General features: G+C 38.2%; 16 protein-coding genes. 10 read left to right on the top strand and 6 right to left on the bottom strand.

The genetic code is table 11. The annotated features are described in order from the left end of the window. Window positions 1–47 precede the first annotated feature (47 nt). Window positions 48–1,283, bottom strand: coding sequence for a pyridoxal phosphate-dependent aminotransferase (locus KTJ10_RS04690; RefSeq protein ID WP_019457670.1), 1,236 nt, complete (start codon window positions 1,281–1,283; stop codon window positions 48–50). Between the two features lie 208 nt (window positions 1,284–1,491). Between KTJ10_RS04690 and KTJ10_RS04695 the strand changes: the two genes are divergently transcribed. Further along, entirely contained in the window at window positions 1,492–1,671 is a 180-nt protein-coding gene (locus tag KTJ10_RS04695) for a hypothetical protein (protein ID WP_002118942.1), read from the top strand. A 30-nt stretch (window positions 1,672–1,701) separates the two neighbouring features. Here KTJ10_RS04695 and KTJ10_RS04700 read toward each other — a convergent pair whose 3' ends face one another. After that, complete coding sequence (locus KTJ10_RS04700; protein WP_410468411.1) at window positions 1,702–3,141, bottom strand: diguanylate cyclase domain-containing protein; 1,440 nt, start codon at window positions 3,139–3,141, stop codon at window positions 1,702–1,704. A 174-nt stretch (window positions 3,142–3,315) separates the two neighbouring features. Beyond that, entirely contained in the window at window positions 3,316–4,107 is a 792-nt protein-coding gene (locus tag KTJ10_RS04705) for a hypothetical protein (protein ID WP_068565488.1), read from the bottom strand. Between the two features lie 179 nt (window positions 4,108–4,286). On the opposite strand from KTJ10_RS04705, the gene uvrB reads away from it, so the two are divergent. The 8 genes from uvrB to proB all read left to right on the top strand — a co-directional run bounded on the left by uvrB (window position 4,287) and on the right by proB (window position 13,831). After that, complete coding sequence (uvrB, locus tag KTJ10_RS04710; protein ID WP_262441461.1) at window positions 4,287–6,308, top strand: excinuclease ABC subunit UvrB; 2,022 nt, start codon at window positions 4,287–4,289, stop codon at window positions 6,306–6,308. A 93-nt stretch (window positions 6,309–6,401) separates the two neighbouring features. Next, window positions 6,402–6,989, top strand: a complete 588-nt coding sequence (locus KTJ10_RS04715) for a lipocalin family protein (RefSeq protein ID WP_199975795.1) — start codon at window positions 6,402–6,404, stop codon at window positions 6,987–6,989. A 110-nt stretch (window positions 6,990–7,099) separates the two neighbouring features. After that, window positions 7,100–8,047 (top strand): EamA family transporter RarD, encoded by a 948-nt coding sequence (rarD, locus tag KTJ10_RS04720; protein WP_262441462.1) that lies wholly within the window; start codon window positions 7,100–7,102, stop codon window positions 8,045–8,047. A 216-nt stretch (window positions 8,048–8,263) separates the two neighbouring features. Further along, complete coding sequence (locus tag KTJ10_RS04725; RefSeq protein WP_086265434.1) at window positions 8,264–9,721, top strand: glyceraldehyde-3-phosphate dehydrogenase; 1,458 nt, start codon at window positions 8,264–8,266, stop codon at window positions 9,719–9,721. Between the two features lie 149 nt (window positions 9,722–9,870). Next, on the top strand, window positions 9,871–10,596 hold the full coding sequence (locus KTJ10_RS04730; RefSeq protein ID WP_199975798.1) for an MFS transporter: 726 nt from the start codon (window positions 9,871–9,873) through the stop codon (window positions 10,594–10,596). An 11-nt stretch (window positions 10,597–10,607) separates the two neighbouring features. Next, entirely contained in the window at window positions 10,608–11,282 is a 675-nt protein-coding gene (locus KTJ10_RS04735; protein WP_199975801.1) for a hypothetical protein, read from the top strand. A gap of 179 nt (window positions 11,283–11,461) precedes the next feature. Beyond that, window positions 11,462–12,682 (top strand): Obg family GTPase CgtA, encoded by a 1,221-nt coding sequence (gene cgtA, locus KTJ10_RS04740; protein WP_016140310.1) that lies wholly within the window; start codon window positions 11,462–11,464, stop codon window positions 12,680–12,682. A gap of 15 nt (window positions 12,683–12,697) precedes the next feature. Beyond that, window positions 12,698–13,831 (top strand): glutamate 5-kinase, encoded by a 1,134-nt coding sequence (gene proB, locus KTJ10_RS04745; protein ID WP_016140311.1) that lies wholly within the window; start codon window positions 12,698–12,700, stop codon window positions 13,829–13,831. 27 nt (window positions 13,832–13,858) lie between these two features. Here proB and KTJ10_RS04750 read toward each other — a convergent pair whose 3' ends face one another. Both KTJ10_RS04750 and KTJ10_RS04755 read right to left on the bottom strand, forming a co-directional pair. Further along, window positions 13,859–14,515: an HAD-IB family hydrolase gene (locus KTJ10_RS04750; protein WP_044100372.1), complete on the bottom strand. Its 657-nt coding sequence runs from the start codon at window positions 14,513–14,515 to the stop codon at window positions 13,859–13,861. Further along, a complete protein-coding gene (locus KTJ10_RS04755) occupies window positions 14,482–15,690 on the bottom strand; it encodes a DUF1615 domain-containing protein (protein WP_262441463.1) in 1,209 nt (402 codons plus the stop codon). Before KTJ10_RS04755 ends, KTJ10_RS04750 begins: the two co-directional genes overlap by 34 nt. An 83-nt stretch (window positions 15,691–15,773) precedes the next feature. Between KTJ10_RS04755 and dusB the strand changes: the two genes are divergently transcribed. Next, complete coding sequence (dusB, locus tag KTJ10_RS04760; RefSeq protein ID WP_046811698.1) at window positions 15,774–16,799, top strand: tRNA dihydrouridine synthase DusB; 1,026 nt, start codon at window positions 15,774–15,776, stop codon at window positions 16,797–16,799. A 37-nt stretch (window positions 16,800–16,836) separates the two neighbouring features. On the opposite strand, the gene KTJ10_RS04765 is transcribed toward dusB, so the two are convergent. Then, a complete protein-coding gene (locus KTJ10_RS04765; RefSeq protein WP_262441464.1) occupies window positions 16,837–17,883 on the bottom strand; it encodes an NAD(P)H-dependent flavin oxidoreductase in 1,047 nt (348 codons plus the stop codon). Window positions 17,884–17,900: the final 17 nt, after the last annotated feature.

Consider the following 17,900-nt stretch of genomic DNA (forward strand, 5'->3'; position numbering starts at 1 on the left):
TTATAAAAAAAGGCCTCAACTTTGAGGCCTTTTTTTATATTTTTAATTTATTTGGCAGCTTTTTCAGCTTCGATTGATGCAATCGCAGCATCAACACCTTCGATTGATTCAGCAGCTTTTTTGATACGTGCTAATGCATCAACAAGTACTTCGTCCGCAGTTGCATATGAAATACGCATAAAACCGCCTAAACCAAATGCATCACCAGGAACAACTGCTACGCCAGTTTCTTCAAGTAACCATTCAGAAAATTCTGTGCAAGACTTTAAGCCTTTTGCACGAATAAGAGGACGAATGTTTGCATAAGCGTAGAATGCGCCATCAGCAGGTAAGCAAGAGATCCCTTTGATGTCGTTTAAGCCGTTTACAACTAAGTCATGACGACGTTTAAACGCTTCAATCATTGGTTCTAAAACATCTTGTGGACCATTCAATGCAGCTTCAGCAGCAACTTGTGAAATAGAAGTTGGGTTAGAAGTTGACTGTGATTGGATCTTTTTCATTGCACCAATGATTTTTGCTGGACCGGCTGCATAGCCAATACGCCAACCTGTCATTGCATATGCTTTAGAAACACCGTTTAAAACAATTGTGCGGTCATATAAATCTGGAGCAACAGTTGCGATGTTGTAGAACTCGTCTTCCCAACGAATCGGTTCATACATATCGTCAGATGCAACAAATACTTGTGGATGACGACGTAAAACTTCAGCTAAAGCTTCTAATTCAGCTTTGCTATAAATCATACCTGTTGGGTTTGATGGGCTGTTTAATACCACTAAACGAGTGTTAGGTGTAATAGCAGCTTCTAATTGTTCAGGAGTGATTTTGAAGCGTTGGTCTTCACCACATTTCACAATGACTGGAGTACCTTCAGCAATAATGACCATATCTGGATAGCTTACCCAGAAAGGTGCTGGAATGATAACTTCATCGCCTTTGTTTAATAGAGCAAGTGCCAAGTTAAAGAAACTTTGCTTACCACCACATGAAACCAAAATCTGGTTTGCTTGATAATCAAGATTATTATCACGCTTCAATTTAGCAATAATTGCTTTTTTTAACCCAGGAGTACCATCTACAGCCGTATATTTGGTGAAACCATTATTAATCGCTTCAATTGCAGCATCTTTGATGTGTTGAGGGGTATCAAAATCTGGCTCGCCAGCACCTAAACCAATCACGTTCTTGCCAGCAGCTTTAAGTTCAGCAGCTTTGTTAGTTACAGCAAGTGTAGGGGACGGTTTGATAGCATTGACACGATCAGAAAGACGTACGTCCACGGCAATATTCCTCTTATGGGATTAAAAAATAAAAAGCATACTATCTTATCGCAAAAATTAAGCAATTTGCGGATACGGGTATTTTTAGATGTAAAAAAGTTTAATTTAAGAAGGTTCTTGTTGCTGTTTTACTCAATTGAAGCTTTTTTGAAAAGAAATGATAAAAATCATTTATAATAGACCGCAATCGAAATTTCGAGAATGAATCATGACTGAGCAACAGCCAAAACAGAAAAAGGCTTTGGTGAAATTGCCATTCCCAATGCCGAATGAAAGCAATCAAGCAGATGATGCGGTACACAACCAAGTGCGTCCAAAACCAGAGCAATACGCGGATAGAACATGGATGCCTCCACGTGGTACGCGTCGTTCTATGGGAAAACGCTAATTTTGAAAAACAGGCAATATGCCTGTTTTTTTATTGATTAAATAAAATTTCTTGATAATAACTTTTTTTCTTTTGATACATGTGATGGTCTGCTCGTTTTAGCATGTCCTCAATTTGTTCATTTGTTTGAGTGGTTGCATGTCCAATCGCAATACTAACTGGATGGCTTGAATAATATTGATTGTCGATATTAAAAAGCTCTTGAATCGTTTGAAGCATAATTTGAACGTTCGCTTCATCTGCACCTGGCATTAAGATCACGAACTCATCACCACCGATTCTAGATGCGGTATACGCTGTATTCGAAATAGCCTGACTTAAAATATTTCCAACACGGCGTAATAAACCATCTCCAATATCATGCCCAAACTCGTCATTTGTTTCTTTTAGACCATTCATATCTAAAAAAATTGAAGAAACAGGACGAATAATACTTCGGTTTAAACGATTTAGCTCCTCTGTAAAAAAAGCACGGTTATATAGTTTGGTCAGGACGTCGTGTTGCCCTAAATATTCAAGGTAGTTTTCCGCTTTTTTTCGTGCAGTAATATCTGTCAGTGCAACTTGTACCAGCCCCCAAGTATCTTCATATCCGGGAAAAACGGTAAATTGAAGCAACACATTTCTTATTTGGCCATCTAAAGCGTAGTTAACAGCCTCACGTTTATGATGGATATTCCCTTGCCACAATTCGATGAGTTGCTCCCGAAAGGTCTCAATCATTTCTTCAGCAAAAATCTTATGTGTATTTCTTAAAAGTGTCGATTTATCAGGAGCTTTAAATAAATCTATTGTGGCCTGATTAACATCTAAAATTAAAATATCTTCTATACATTGGCGCACAAATTCAGGATGGACATCTAGAAAAGTTCTGAAATCTTCAATTCCTAATAGCCTAAGTTGATCAATTCTATTTTTTATACGGCTGAAATCCTCAACCCACAACGAAGTAGGCGAGTAGATAAACATAGACTCAGCTAAGCGACGATTTTTTTCTTCCTGACGGAGTGCATTTTGATAAGGGGTAATATCTTCTGTAGTAATTAATACACGTTCAAAGGTAGATTCAGAACCCGGTAAAATGGAACCTCTTAACTGAACATCAATACGTTTGCCTGATAAGGTGTAATTCACAGTAGTGCTTGAAAAATGGGTTTTACCATTCCATAACTCTTCAAGCTCATAAATATGTGATTCGAACATTTCCTTTTTAAAAATAAGATTCAAATTCGAATATAGTTCTTCGTGTGTTCTTGCTTCAAAAAGTTCTAAAGTTTTTTGATTAACGCGAATAATTTTAATTTTATGAGCACATTCGATAACTAAATGTTTATTTTGATTTAAAAATTCGTGGAGGTTTTCAATACCTTGATTTCTCCATAAATTAAACTGTTGTTTAACTTCACTGAAATCCTCAATCCACATTGGTATGGGGCTAAGGTCAAAAATCGAAGAATCTAAAGTTTCCATATGTTTCTTTAAGTATTCAGTTTGCCTTAAAGTATAATGAGAAAAATTAAGATTTGGGAGGATAAAGAGTTAAATATATTAGAATAATTAAAAATAAAAGGATTAAATGTAAGTAAAAATAAAATAGTGAGAAAGCAGAGATTATCTGCTTAGCTCATAAATTTATAAGAAAACTTAACGATTAATAGGGTGATCAATATTTTTTTCACCACGCCATAATTTGATAAAATCTTGCTCATCAAAATCATAAAGCTCCATCAGTGCAACAACAGCACTTACAAAAATCATGGCACCTTCAGAGTTTCCATGAAGATTGAAAATTTTACCGTTCAGCTTCCCTAAAATATCACTAAGCTCATGATCACGGCCTCGTCCATAACGATCTCGTGGATATAACTCTTCATTTAAAACAATAAGTGCTATCGCTTTTTCAGCATCTGATAAATCAGTTTTATCTAAAGCTTCTTCAAAAGATTCACTGCCATGATTAAAGTAAAAAATAACTTCATCATTAATGAAACTTTGTACCATCTTTTGAGTCAAAGTCGGAAATTGAGATACCGCATTATCTTCCACGTAGGGTTTAAATGATTCCGGAAAAATAACGTTGTGATGAATCCCTCTAAAAAGAGGAGCGATTTCGGAAACTTTATAACCTGCAATGCCACAACCTAATGCAGTGACAAAGTATTTCATCTTGGGATGATTTTTTGTATATATCTTAAAGTCTTCAACATAATGCTCAATTTGTGAAAGAGGCATTTGTTGAATATGTTCATTTAAAGTTGGAATTGCAAAGCTTTGGCCTGCCCACCCACGACCTACACCTTCAACTGCTCCGAAGTGCTGACTTGCAACACGTGCTGCACCACTACTGTGTTGTCCAGCAAGATTACTTCCAAATACAAAAACTGTATCTTCGGGAAGTTCGGTTACAATACTTTCATCATGATATTGATAGGTCATGGTTATACTTTTTGTTTAATGGATAGCTTCATGTTGCAACCGATTAGGGTATTGGTCAAGTGTTAAGATGCTTAATCTTTTACATTGAATTTCCAGCTCAATTTAGACTTTAAATTAAGAGAAAAATCCCCATTAAAAGGGGAGACGTTAAATTCAATTTTTCATAAAGAGAGATAACTTTGAACGAAAATCAACCTTTTGATTTGGTCACTCATTATCAGCCAGCAGGTGATCAACCACAGGCCATTGAAAAGCTGGTAAATGGTATCGAGCATGGTTTTCGTAATCAGTTATTACTGGGTGTAACTGGCTCGGGTAAAACCTATACCATGGCAAATGTGATTGCTCAAACACAGCGACCTACAATTGTGATGGCCCATAACAAAACTTTGGCTGCCCAGCTTTATGGCGAATTTAAAGCGTTCTTTCCTAATAATGCGGTTGAGTATTTTGTAAGTTATTATGATTACTATCAACCCGAGGCTTACGTTCCATCCTCAGATACTTTTATCGAGAAAGATGCAGCTATTAACGATCACATTGACCAGATGCGACTATCAGCAACACGTGCTTTATTAGAGCGTCGTGATGCAATTATTGTGGCATCGGTTTCTGCAATTTATGGTTTGGGTGATCCGAATGCTTATATGCAAATGTTACTGCATGTGGTTGAGGGCGATCGCGTAAGTCGTGATGAAATTATCCGCCGTTTGGTTGAAATGCAATACACGCGTAATGAACTTGAGTTCTTACGTGGTACATATCGAATTCGCGGTGAAATTATTGATATTTTTCCTGCCGAATCTGATCAACACGCGATTCGTATTGAACTATTTGATGACGAGGTCGATTCAATCCGTTGGTTTGATCCTTTAACTGGTAAAATGGTTCGTAAAGTTCCACGTGTTACGATTTATCCAAAAAGCCACTATGTAACGCCGAAAGATCATCTGACTCGTGCCATTGATACGATTAAAGATGAACTACAAGATCAACTTAAATTCTTCCGTGAACATGACAAATTGCTGGAAGCCCAGCGTATTGAGCAGCGTACCCGCTATGATTTAGAAATGATGCAACAGTTAGGCTATACCAATGGTATCGAAAACTATTCACGTCATTTATCGGGTCGTCCAGCTGGTGAAGCACCTCCAACTTTATTTGATTATGTACCTGAAGATGCGCTCTTAATTATTGATGAATCACACGTTACTGTTCCTCAAATTGGGGCGATGTATAAAGGTGACCGATCACGTAAAGAAAATTTAGTGAATTACGGGTTCCGTTTACCAAGCGCACTTGATAATCGACCAATGAAATTTGAAGAGTGGGAGCGCATTGTACCGACGACCATTTTTGTCAGTGCGACGCCAGCAAAATATGAGTTAGAGAAGTCTGACCAAGTGGTTGAACAGGTGGTACGCCCAACAGGACTAATTGATCCTGAAATTGAAGTTCGTCCTGTATTAACTCAAGTTGATGATGTTCTTTCTGAAATTAATATTCGTAAGAATCTAAATGAACGTGTGTTGGTGACTACTTTAACAAAGCGTATGGCGGAAGATCTGACCTCTTACTTAAAAGAATACGGGGTTAAAGTCGCTTATTTACACTCGGATATTGATACGGTTGAACGTGTCAAAATTATTCATGAGTTACGTACAGGTGTATTCGACGTTTTAGTCGGTATTAACTTGCTGCGTGAAGGTCTCGATATGCCAGAAGTTTCTTTAGTTGCTATTTTAGATGCAGATAAAGAAGGTTTTTTACGTTCGGAACGTTCACTTATTCAAACGATTGGCCGTGCTGCGCGTAACGTAAAAGGTAAAGCAATTTTATATGCTGACCGAATTACTGATTCTATGCAAAAAGCAATAGATGAGACTGAGCGCCGTAGAGCGAAACAAATCGAGTTCAACGAGTTACATGGTATTACGCCACGTAGTGCTGTTCGTCAGGTCATCAAAGAAATTGATTCAGGTGAAGTGCTTTCAGATGATGAAATTGATGAGAAAGTACTTGAACAAGCACAAGCTTTAAGTGCTGATGAAAGACATATTCTCTCTGATCCAAAATTGTTTAGTAAGCATATTACTAAGCTTGAAAAAGAGATGTTGAAAGCCTCGAAAGATTTACAGTTTGAGCAAGCAGCACAGATACGTGATGAAATCATTCGACTGAAAGCGCAAATGTTGCAATAAACGAATACATAACGCTACATAATGTGTTTAAAAAACAAGCTACTGTAGATATTTGAGTTCTTTTGTATTCACAACTAATCGTTGAGGGCAACAATGGCATTTCGAAATAATGTTCCGCAAGCCAGTTGGCGTTTGGCTAAAATTGCTTTGGGCGGTGTCGTTTTGGCTGGTTTGGCTGTTGGAACCTATGTCTATGCCCAGCCGAAACCTTTACAAACTGTCTATAAAGTTGAACTGGACCGGTATTTAGGTGTTTGGTATGAAGTCGCTCGTAAGCCTACATTTTTTCAAAAAAAGTGTGCTTATAACGTATCTGCAACTTACACCTTAAACGAAAATGGAAATGTAGTGGTAGATAATCGCTGCTATGACAATAGAAAACAATTACAGCAATCTATCGGGGAGGCCTTTGTGGTTAACCCGCCATATAACAGCAAATTGAAGGTAAGTTTTTTACCTGAAGCTGTAAGGTGGATTCCGGTAATTCGTGGGGATTACTGGATTTTAAAGTTAGATGAAGACTATCAGACTGTTTTGGTTGGGGAGCCTTCACGTAAATATCTGTGGGTGCTATCAAGAAATCCTCATCCAGAGCAAGAAGTGGTGGATGAATATTTAAATTATGCAAAAACATTAGGTTTTGATATCCGAGATGTTATCCGTACAGAACATAAAGAATAGTGGTATATACCTGATTAAGAAGAAACCATGTTTTTACATGGTTTTTTCTTTTTTATGGTGGATAAATCAAGTATTGTAGTGAGTTGTTTTTACTAAAGTCTAAGAGGTTGATGATGTTTAAGGGCGTGATCTTGTCTGTCATGGCATCATTCACTTTTGGTGTACTTTATTTTTATACTCAATTATTAAGCCAACTCGATAGTGAGCAAACTTTTGGATGGCGAATTATTGCAACATTACCATTCCTTACTTTATTTATGTGGTGGAGTGGTGATTTAGCCTATATCAAAAATATCTATCAACGTATTTTGGCTAAACCTTCTTTACTATTGCTATTAATCACAACTTCTATTTTAACCTCAGTACAACTTTGGCTTTTTTTGTGGGGGCCGATGCATGGACGTGGGTTGCAAGTCTCTTTGGGATATTTCCTATTACCGCTGGTTCTAGTTTTAGCAGGAAGTGTTTTGTATGGCGAAAAAATATCAAAATTTCAATGGGTAGCAATTATTCTTGCAGTCATTGGCGTTAGCCATGAGATATGGCGTTTAGGAAGTATTGCTTGGGAAACTGCATTGGTAGCAGTTGGATATTCTGCCTACTTTTTATTACGTAAGAAAATTAAAACAGATAATTTAGGGGGCTTTTGGTGGGATCTGGTCATTATTATGCCCGTTGCGATTTATTTAACTCATACAGGTTTGTTGCCATACAGTAAATTTATAGACCAACCGAGTCTTTCTTTGATCATAATTGGGCTTGGAATTTTAAGTGCGATTGGTTTGGGAAGTTATATTCTGGCAAGCCGCTTTCTACCTTTAGTTGTATTTGGACTTTTAGGATATTTGGAGCCTGTATTACTTGCTTTAGCTTCTTTAGTTTTAGGAGAGAGTATTGGTCAAGAAGAGTGGTTCACTTATATTCCGATTTGGTGTGCTGTTTTTGTACTCGTTTTAGAAGGGGCGCTTCATCTTTATCAACAACGGCAAAAAGCCCAAAATCTACAACTTAATATCAAAAAATATCAAAAAAGATTAAAAAATGATGAGTCCGAGTAGGTCGTTAGAATCTAAAAAGTAAGAAAAAGCAAAAATTTAGCTGCTTTAAACAATAAGATAATAAAAAATAATTATAGGTATTTTATGAATTTATGATGAATTTTAGGAAAATCTAGCCACTAACGTCAGCTTTTGATTCATTCTTGCCAATAATTCCATTACAATTACGGGGTTTTAAAAATCACGCCTAGATATAATTAATTAGAGGACGTATCTGTGAGCAAAGACACTATCATCGCCCTGCACGCTGAACACCAAGGCCGTTGGAAAAACCGTGAAGAAATCGCGGAACGTATGATTGCATTAATCGGTCAATTATACCGTGAAAAAAATATTGTCGTATCTGTTTACGGTCGCTCTTTAATTAACCGTTCTGTTATCCAAATTTTGAAAACTCACCGTCGTACACGTGTTGTAGACGTTGAGCTTTCTGTTGTAAATACTTTCCCAATTTTAGAAGCTTTAGCAAAAGTTGAAAATATTGGTTCTGCAGAAGTTGATATCGGTAAACTTGCTGTTGAATATAAAGAAAAAGGTGGGGATGTTGATGCTTTTGTTGCTCAATCAGTTGAGTCAATCAAAGGTAGCGCAACTTCTGAACAACCTAAAGATGTAGTTCTTTACGGTTTTGGTCGTATTGGTCGTATCTTGGCTCGTTTAATCATTAGCCAATCAGGTTTAGGTCGTGGTTTAAGCCTTAAAGCAATCGTTGTACGTAAGTCTTCTGACGGTGACTTAGCAAAACGTGCTTCTTTACTTCGTCGTGACTCTATTCACGGTACTTTCGCTGGTACAATTTCTGTTGATGAAGAAAACGAAGCAATCATTGCTAATGGTAACTTCATTAAAGTGATTTATGCCTCTAGCCCAAGTGAAGTTGACTATACTGAATACGGTATTGAAAATGCACTTTTAATCGACAACACTGGTAAATGGCGTGATGCTGAAGGTCTAAGCCAACACTTGAAATGCCCAGGCGTTGCACGTGTTGTATTGACTGCACCAAGTAAAGGTGAAATGAAAAACGTTGTATTTGGCGTAAACAACTCAGATATCTTAGATGAAGACAAAATCATCTCTGCTGCAAGTTGTACAACAAATGCAATCACTCCAATTCTTAAAGTATTGGATGACAAATATAAAGTTCTTAATGGTCATGTTGAAACTGTACACTCATTTACAAATGACCAGAACTTAATCGATAACTATCATAAAGCAGATCGTCGTGGCCGTGCTGCTACTTTGAATATGGTAATTACAGAGACTGGTGCAGCTAAAGCAGTTGCTAAAGCATTACCTGCGTTGAAAGGTAAATTAACTGGTAACTCTGTACGTGTTCCTACACCAAACGTATCTCTTGCGATCTTGAACTTAACACTTGATAAAGAAGTTGATCGTGAAGAAGTGAACGAATACATTCGTCAAATTTCGATTAACTCTAACCTTCAAGGTCAAATTGGTTATACCAACTCGACTGAAGTTGTATCGAGTGACTTTATCGGTTCTCGTACAGCAGGTGTATACGATGCTCAAGCAACGATTACTTCTGGTAACCGTTTAACTGCTTACGTTTGGTACGATAACGAAGTTGGTTATAGCTGTCAGGTATTACGTATCGCTGAACAAATGTGCGGCGTAAGCTACAAAAAAATTCCAGCAGAATTGAATGCTTAAGATCATTTAACGATCTATAAAATATTTTCACAAAAAGACCCAGTTTAGACTGGGTTTTTTTACAACCGTACAAAATATATGCTGACTATTTTTTGTAAATAAATGAGAATACAAATTAAGGAAAAAAAGAAAATAGTAAGGGATAGGAATTGTCGCAGTTTAAACGTTTGTTGGTCGTTTTTATATTCATCATTATTGCCAATTTATGTGGTGTACTCATTGCAATATGGGTATTTAAGCACTTTAATATTTATATTCCACTGAAAAATCAGGCAGTTGCTATTGATTTGCAAGAGCCTCTACAAGTTAAGGTTAAAGTACAAGATGCTTTAAATGTGGATGTAAAAGGGCGCGTAAATGCCAGTATTCCAATTGATGAAAAACTAAATATTCCATTAACACAAACATTAACTCCGCGTGTTTATTTCGATAATATGGTGCCGATTAGTACAACCATTCCGGTCAAAGAAACATTAAAAGTCGAGCAAAATCTACCAATTGATACCAAGGTTCAGGTGCGAGTTTTAGGACGTGATATTACCTTGCCATTGAAAGGGACAATTCCATTAAAACTTGATGTGCCAATTGATATTAATGTCCCACTTGAACAAAAGGTTCATTTAAAATTTGATGCACCAGTACGTACAGTATTAAAAGAAAATTTACATATTCCTTTAAAAGCAAGATTGGACACGAATATCCCAATCGAGGGTAATTTAAATGTACCTGTTAAAACAGCGTTAAATGCTTCAGTTGATGTGAAAAACACTTTGCCTGTTAAGATTGCAAATGGTGAGTTAAAGATTCCTCTGTCCACTATGCGATTAAATCGAGTATTAGGTTCAGAAACATCACAAAATACAGCTGATCAATAGGGTGGATGCTAATGTTCCGTTCACTCAAGAGTATGTTAATCAGTTTCTTTTTAATGATGATACTTGCCGCTATTATGTTTTGGGTGTATCTCAATATTCAAGCAAATTTAGTCGTTTCGGCTCATAATGCCGATATTAGTTTACCTGACTCTTTAGAAACAAAGATTCAAGTTGGTAATACTTTGCAGGTTCAGTCTATTGGTAAACTTGATACAACATTAGATATAGACCGCCAATTAACTTTACCCTTAAAAGGGAAATATCTGGCAGATTTAAATTTTGCAGTAGAAACACCTATTACGGTAAATGTCGATTATTCAACGACTCTCAAAATTGATCAGGTCATGCCTTTAGAAACCACCACAGACTTGGTTTATCAAAGTAAGTTTTTACCAAAATTTCCACTTAAATTAGATATTCCTATTAAATTGGATGTCCCTTTTAATTTAAAACGTAGTTATACCGTTCCCGTTAAAATTGTTTTTGATGGTCCTGTTTATTTTGAATTCGATGAACCTGTAAATTTATCGGTGAAACATCAGTTTAAACCAAGCCTAAACGTAAATGATCCTATGGAAATGGGGAATGTCTCGTCATTTAATGCCATCATGTACAATTCTGTGCCAAAAACAAGAGCAAATCTTGATATGCAAATGACCTTACCTCTACGCAATGTTCATCCTTGATAATTAAATAAATTGGCTAAATTTTATTTTTTATAAGGATCCTATTTGCAAAACTAAAAGCATCTGCTGGATTAAAGATAAAACAGATCGTTATAAATGGAATTGTTCCATTTTCTATTCGAGAATTTTATGAAAATATGGCAGAATAGGCGGTTTTAGAGTTTTTAGAGGATTGGCAGATGCGCTTTGTTGATGAAGCAGTCATTACCGTAGAGGCTGGCGACGGTGGCAATGGCGTAGCCAGTTTTCGCCGTGAAAAATTTGTACCATTTGGTGGCCCAGATGGTGGTGATGGCGGACGTGGTGGAAGTATCTATATTCAAGCTGATGACGATACAAGTACGCTAGTCGATTACCGTTACACACGTAAATTCCGTGCTGAGCGTGGAAAAAACGGTGCAGGTGCTAACTGTACTGGACGTGGTGGTGAAGATGTGGTTTTAAAAGTACCCGTTGGTACAACAATTGTTGATACAGATTCAGGCGATATTATTGGCGATTTGGTTGAAGACGGCCAAAGAATTCTGGTTGCTGGTGGTGGTGAAGGTGGTTTAGGTAACACTCACTTTAAATCATCAACTAACCGAGCACCACGTAAATGTACGACTGGTACAAAAGGTGAGTTTCGTGAAATTCGTCTTGAATTAAAAGTATTGGCAGATGTTGGTTTGCTTGGTATGCCAAATGCCGGTAAATCTACTTTCATTCGTGCTGTAAGTGCTGCAAAACCAAAAGTGGCAGATTATCCATTTACAACCATGGTTCCAAACTTGGGTGTAGTCGATGCTGACCGCCATCGTTCATTTGTAATGGCCGATATTCCTGGGTTAATCGAGGGTGCAGCAGAAGGTGCAGGTTTAGGAATTCGTTTCCTTAAACATTTGGCACGTACTCGTATTCTTTTACACATTATTGATGTACAACCAATTGATGGTTCAGATCCCGCGCATAATGCAAAAGCGATTATGAATGAGTTGGTTAAGTTTTCACCAACTTTGGCGAAACTACCAGTTGTTTTAGTACTCAATAAACTTGATCAGATCGCAGAAGAAAGCCGTGAAGAGTGGTGTCAGCACATTCTAGATGAATTAGAGTGGACTGGACCTGTCTTTAAGACATCGGGCTTATTAAGCGAAGGTACAAAAGAAGTTGTGTATTACCTGATGGATCAGATTGAACAACAACGTGAACGCGAAGTTGAAGATCCTGAATACGCAGCAGAAGTAAGAGCTTTCCGTGAACAACTAGAAGTTGAAACACGTGAACAAACCATTGCGGCAAAAGAAGCATATCGTGCAATGCGTCGAGCACAACGTCTCGAAAGCATGATGGACGATGATGATGATTTTGACGATGATGAAGACGACAATGATGTAGAAGTCATCTACGTTCGTGACTAGAAAACCGAGGGAAACATGATAGAAGTGGTCGATGGGCAACGTCAGCTCAGTGAGTGTAAACGAATCGTTGTTAAAATCGGATCATCTTTACTTACAGCTAATGGGCAAGGTTTAGATCTAGATGCTATTTCGCATTGGGCGAAACAGATTGCAGATCTACACAATGCCGGACACGAGATTATTTTAGTGTCATCAGGAGCTGTAGCAGAAGGTATGGTTCGTATGAAGCTTGCGAGTCGACCCACCGATCTACCCAGTCTACAAGCCTGTGCTGCAATTGGGCAGATGGGTTTAATTCATACTTGGTCTAGTGTGCTTGAAAACCATGGTATTCGTACTGCTCAGGTTTTATTGACTCATGATGATTTGGCGGATCGCCGTCGTTATCTGAACTCGTGTGATGCTTTGCAAAACTTGATTGATTGGCGTGTGATTCCGGTCATTAATGAAAATGACACGGTGTCTACCGATGAGATCCGTTTTGGTGATAACGATACCTTAGCTGCGATGGTGGCAGGTCAGGTTCATGCAGAATTACTGATCATTTTAACCGATCAGCAAGGTATGTTTGACTCAGATCCGCGTCATAATCCTGAGGCTAAATTACTATCTACCGTTCGTGCTATGGATGATGATTTATTCGACATGGCCGGTGGGGGGGGGGTACTCGGGCGAGGTGGGATGGTCACTAAAGTTCGTGCTGCACGTTTAGCTGCTAAATCGGGCTGCCCAACTCTCATCGCGAGTGGCGAAAGTGATAATGTCCTGTCACGTGCGATGGCAGGTGAGATGCTAGGTACTTTGTTTACTACAGATAAAGACCGCATGACTGCTCATCAACAGTGGCTTGCTGCTCATTTACAAACAGCAGGTCGTCTTGTGATTGATGATGGTGCTGTTGAAGCGATTAAATTGAAGCATCGCAGTTTGCTCCCTGTGGGAGTTAAAAATGTTGAAGGACATTTTGATCGTGGTGATGTAGTTGAATGTGTCGATAAACAAGGTAAACGTATTGCGGTAGGTCGAGTGAACTTTAGCTCACGATCAGCCGAAATTATTAAAGGCTTAGCCTCAGATAAGGTTTATCAAGTGCTTGGCGAAGCTCGTTCACTTGAAATGATTCACCGTGATCATATGGCAATTTATTAAGTTGTGTTCAAATAAAAAAAGCTCGCTTTATGCGAGCTTTTTTTCTGGTGTTAAACGAGGTAAAACACGGTCTTCACCTACCATATATGGATGTGTGGCAAGACTGAGCATATCTAGGTCTTCTGAACTATTACCATAAGCATAAATCTGGTGGTAATGCTGTAGCGTATATTGCTGATGTATTCTCAACTTCTTTTGTTCACTACTACAATCTGGAGTGGAGTAGTAACCAGTCATCATACCGTTTCTAATTTGAGTTTCGGTACAAATCAACTCGATATCTAGTAACTTGCAAAGTGGAGCAAGATAGACATCAATTGAAGCCGAAACCAATACCACTCGATCACCACGTAATTGATGGTGTTGTAACTGAGTAAAGATTTCTGGCGAAAGCGCAGAGACTAATTCTTGTGCGTATTCTTCACCTAATCTTTGCAATTCAATTGCAGGGGTATCTTTAAACATGCTACGGAATAACTTGGCACGCATAGCATGGGCTGGATAAAAGTTAAGATAGTAGGCTTGAATCCATGGCAGAATTTTTAAGCCTTGCTTAACAATGTGGCGCTTAGATAAAGCATAAAAGATGAACCCTGTAAAACTATCTTTACTACACAAGGTTCCATCAAAATCGAACAGGGCGAGACTTTTTATAGTCTTATTCTTTTCGCTCGTTGCATACATGTTTCATATCGTCCGTTTACGCGGGTTGCGTACCAATTAGTATTATAATCACGACTTAATTTAGGCCCAGAAATCACTACTTGAGGCATAATTGCATAAAGTGGTTCTTTGCTAGTTTTGGATTTATAAAGTTTAGTCAGCGCAATATAAGTTTGAGTACTCTCAAACTTTTTCTCTTTTTCTAATTTAAGATCATTACGAATTTGTCTTGGTGTAACTAAGATATTATTTTTTGCAAATACCGTAATCAGCTCTTTTTCTGACTCGCTTTGAGTTGCGCGTGGATCACCATCTTTTGTATAAAGAAGTAGATCGCCATCAAGGCTTATATCATTATCAGTAAGTTCTCGTAGCATTTTTTGAAAAGCTGCATTACGGCTAGAGTACATACCAGAGTTATAATCCGCAAAACGATAAATAGCTTTATCATAGTCTGCCGGATAAACCATTAAACGATGTATGCCGTAATATAAACCACCATATTCAGTATAGAGATCATCGCGAAGCGCAGCAGTACTCATACTCGAACGCTTGTTTGCTTTTGCATAATTAATATGAACTTGCATTGAGCCCAAAGTCGTAATAGGGTTCATTTTCTCGCCAATATCTTGACCAACTAATTTGGCTGCGCCAGTTAAGGCACTCACATGATAATGTTTAGCCATGAAGTCGAAAATTTCTCGGTAAAGTAAGTCGAGTTCTTTCTCGGTTTTAACTTTACGCATTTGACTCATATAGTTGTTATCAGGAGAAGGCTGAGTTCTTAGAACTTCTTCAAAATAACCAGCAATTGTTCCACCAACGGTTTTGCCAAGTTTATCTTCAAATTTTTCATTTAAACGTGTACTCACTTCCTCAACAGCCTTTTGTCCTAATCCAGACACCTGAGGGTTGGCAACAAAGTTAGATTCTTGATCGACAACGGCAATAATACTGCAGACATTTTTTTTATTTTTTTGAATATCTAACTCTCTCATGATGTCATCCATATCATTTGCCCATGACTCACGGTCATGCACACGCGATGGAATTAGACGTTTAATCTGTTGGCTTTCTAGTTCAGGCTCATCATCGTTTGACCACCAAGCTTTATCACCACAAGCAGCTAAACTCATGCATACGGCAGCCATGCCGAATGATTTTAATAAAAAACGGGAAGACAACGGTTTGTTCATGGCGAGGAAAGCACCTGCATAAAAAGATGAGCCGATTAAGCGGATGAAGTATACTATGTTGATCATCAATTGTATGAATATATATGTATATTGGTCCCTATCAACTGTCAAATAATTTAATTGTTGCTCCTATGGCTGGAGTTACTGACCGTCCATTTAGAACACTCTGCAAGTATTTTGGCGCAGGCCATGCAGTCAGTGAAATGATGACTGCTGATAAAACTTTGCGGATGAGCAAAAAGAGCCTCTATCGTGCGAACTTTGATGGTGAACTCGCTCCAATCTCTGCTCAAATTGCAGGTTCTGATCCTGAGCAATTGGCAGAGGCTGCACGCTATCAAGTAGCAAATGGCGCACAAATTGTTGATATCAATATGGGATGTCCTGCCAAGAAAGTATGTAATAAGCTCGCTGGTTCAGCGTTATTACAAGATGAAGACTTAGTGGCTCGAATTCTTGATGCAGTGGTCGCTGCTGTTGATGTTCCCGTGACTTTGAAAACCCGTTTGGGCTTTTTAAATGGTCAGGAAAATATTTTAAGAGTAGCAAAAAGGGCAGAAGAAGCGGGGATTGCCGCGCTAGCTTTACATGGCCGTACTCGCGAAGACATGTATTTAAATACAGCACGTTATGATTTGATCAAACATGTTAAAGAATTAATCAATATTCCACTTATTGCGAACGGTGATATTGATAGTCCTGAAAAAGCAAAATATGTACTCGACTATACAGGGGCAGATGCAATTATGATTGGTCGCGCTGCTCAAGGTCGACCATGGATTTTTCGTGAAATTGCTCATTATTTAAAAACTGGTGAACACTTAGCTGCACCTAATATTGAAGAGGTGAAGCAGGTGTTATTGGGGCATTTATCAGAACTTTATCAATTTTATGGTGAATACTCTGGCTGCCGTATTGCCCGTAAACATATTGCTTGGTACACCAAAGGATTACGTTCGAGTAATGAATTCCGCCAAAAGATGTATAAAGTTGAAAGTACTGCTGAACAGGCAATAGTAGTCGAAAATTATTTTAATCAGCTATTGGCTGAAGGAAATTTGATGAGTGATGTTCAGGTTGAGCAGGTTAACTTATTAGAAACTCATTAAATAAAAAGCCAGTATCTGATTACTGGCTTTTTTAGATTTACTCATCTTCTAGCATTTCTACGACTAACTGGTTAACCAGATCAGCAGCATCTAGCTCTCGTATTTGCGAGACATTACTACCTGCCCAAAAAGCACCGAAGCCATAGTCTTTATTCTTGCTTGCAATGGCATTTAATTGCTTAGCTAAATCATATGCATATGGATATTCGGGTTGAGGAGGGCGATTAGGCAAATCAATTTGTGTGTGCCAATGGTTGAGCAGGCCACGGGCTGGACGTCCAGAAAGACTGGCGCTGATTTGTGTCACAGGCTCATTAAATAAAGCTTTACGATATTCGGCTGATGCATTTGATGTAGGGCATTGAACAAATGCAGTTCCGAGTTGAACAGCAGTAGCTCCTAAGCTCAACATATGTCGTGCTTGTGCGCCATTCATAATACCGCCAGCGGCTACCACAGGTGGTTTGCAATGCTTGACAATAAGGTGTACTAAATCACTCGTTTTAATTGCTGCATCAAAGGTTTTATTAAAGATTCCACGATGTCCACCAGCCTCAATACCTTGAGCAATAATAATATCTATACCAGCCGCTTCAATGGCTTGTGCTTCAACTAAATTAGTAGCAGAAACCATCGTGATAATTCCTGCATCTTTTAATGCCTGAATTTGATGGGGATGGGGAATCCCAAAATGAAAACTGACCGCTTTAGGTTTGGTTTCTAAGACAACATTTAGAAAATCATCGTTATCAAGAAAACTTGGATAAATACAGTTTAAGTTTTGAGGAGGCTGTTCTCCGAACTTTTCAAATTGTGGGCGTAAATATTCAATCCATTGTGCAGAAGTTTGAGGGTTAAGTTGTTCGGGTTGATGGCAGAAAAAATTAACCTGAAATGATTTTTCTGTAAGTGTTTGGGTTTTTAGAATCTGTTCTCTAGCACTTTGCGCCGTATTTGCACCTAGACCTAAGGACCCAAGACCACCCTGATTAGAAACTTCTGCTGCAAGTTCAGGTGTAGACACACCTGCCATGGAGGCAAGAAAAATCGGATGTTTAATTTCAAGTTGTTGCAACAGGCTCATTTTATTCACCTCATTTC

This window comes from Acinetobacter sp. WU_MDCI_Abxc222 (assembly GCF_025514755.1).
In the GTDB taxonomy this organism is placed as follows: Bacteria; Pseudomonadota; Gammaproteobacteria; order Pseudomonadales; family Moraxellaceae; genus Acinetobacter; species Acinetobacter geminorum.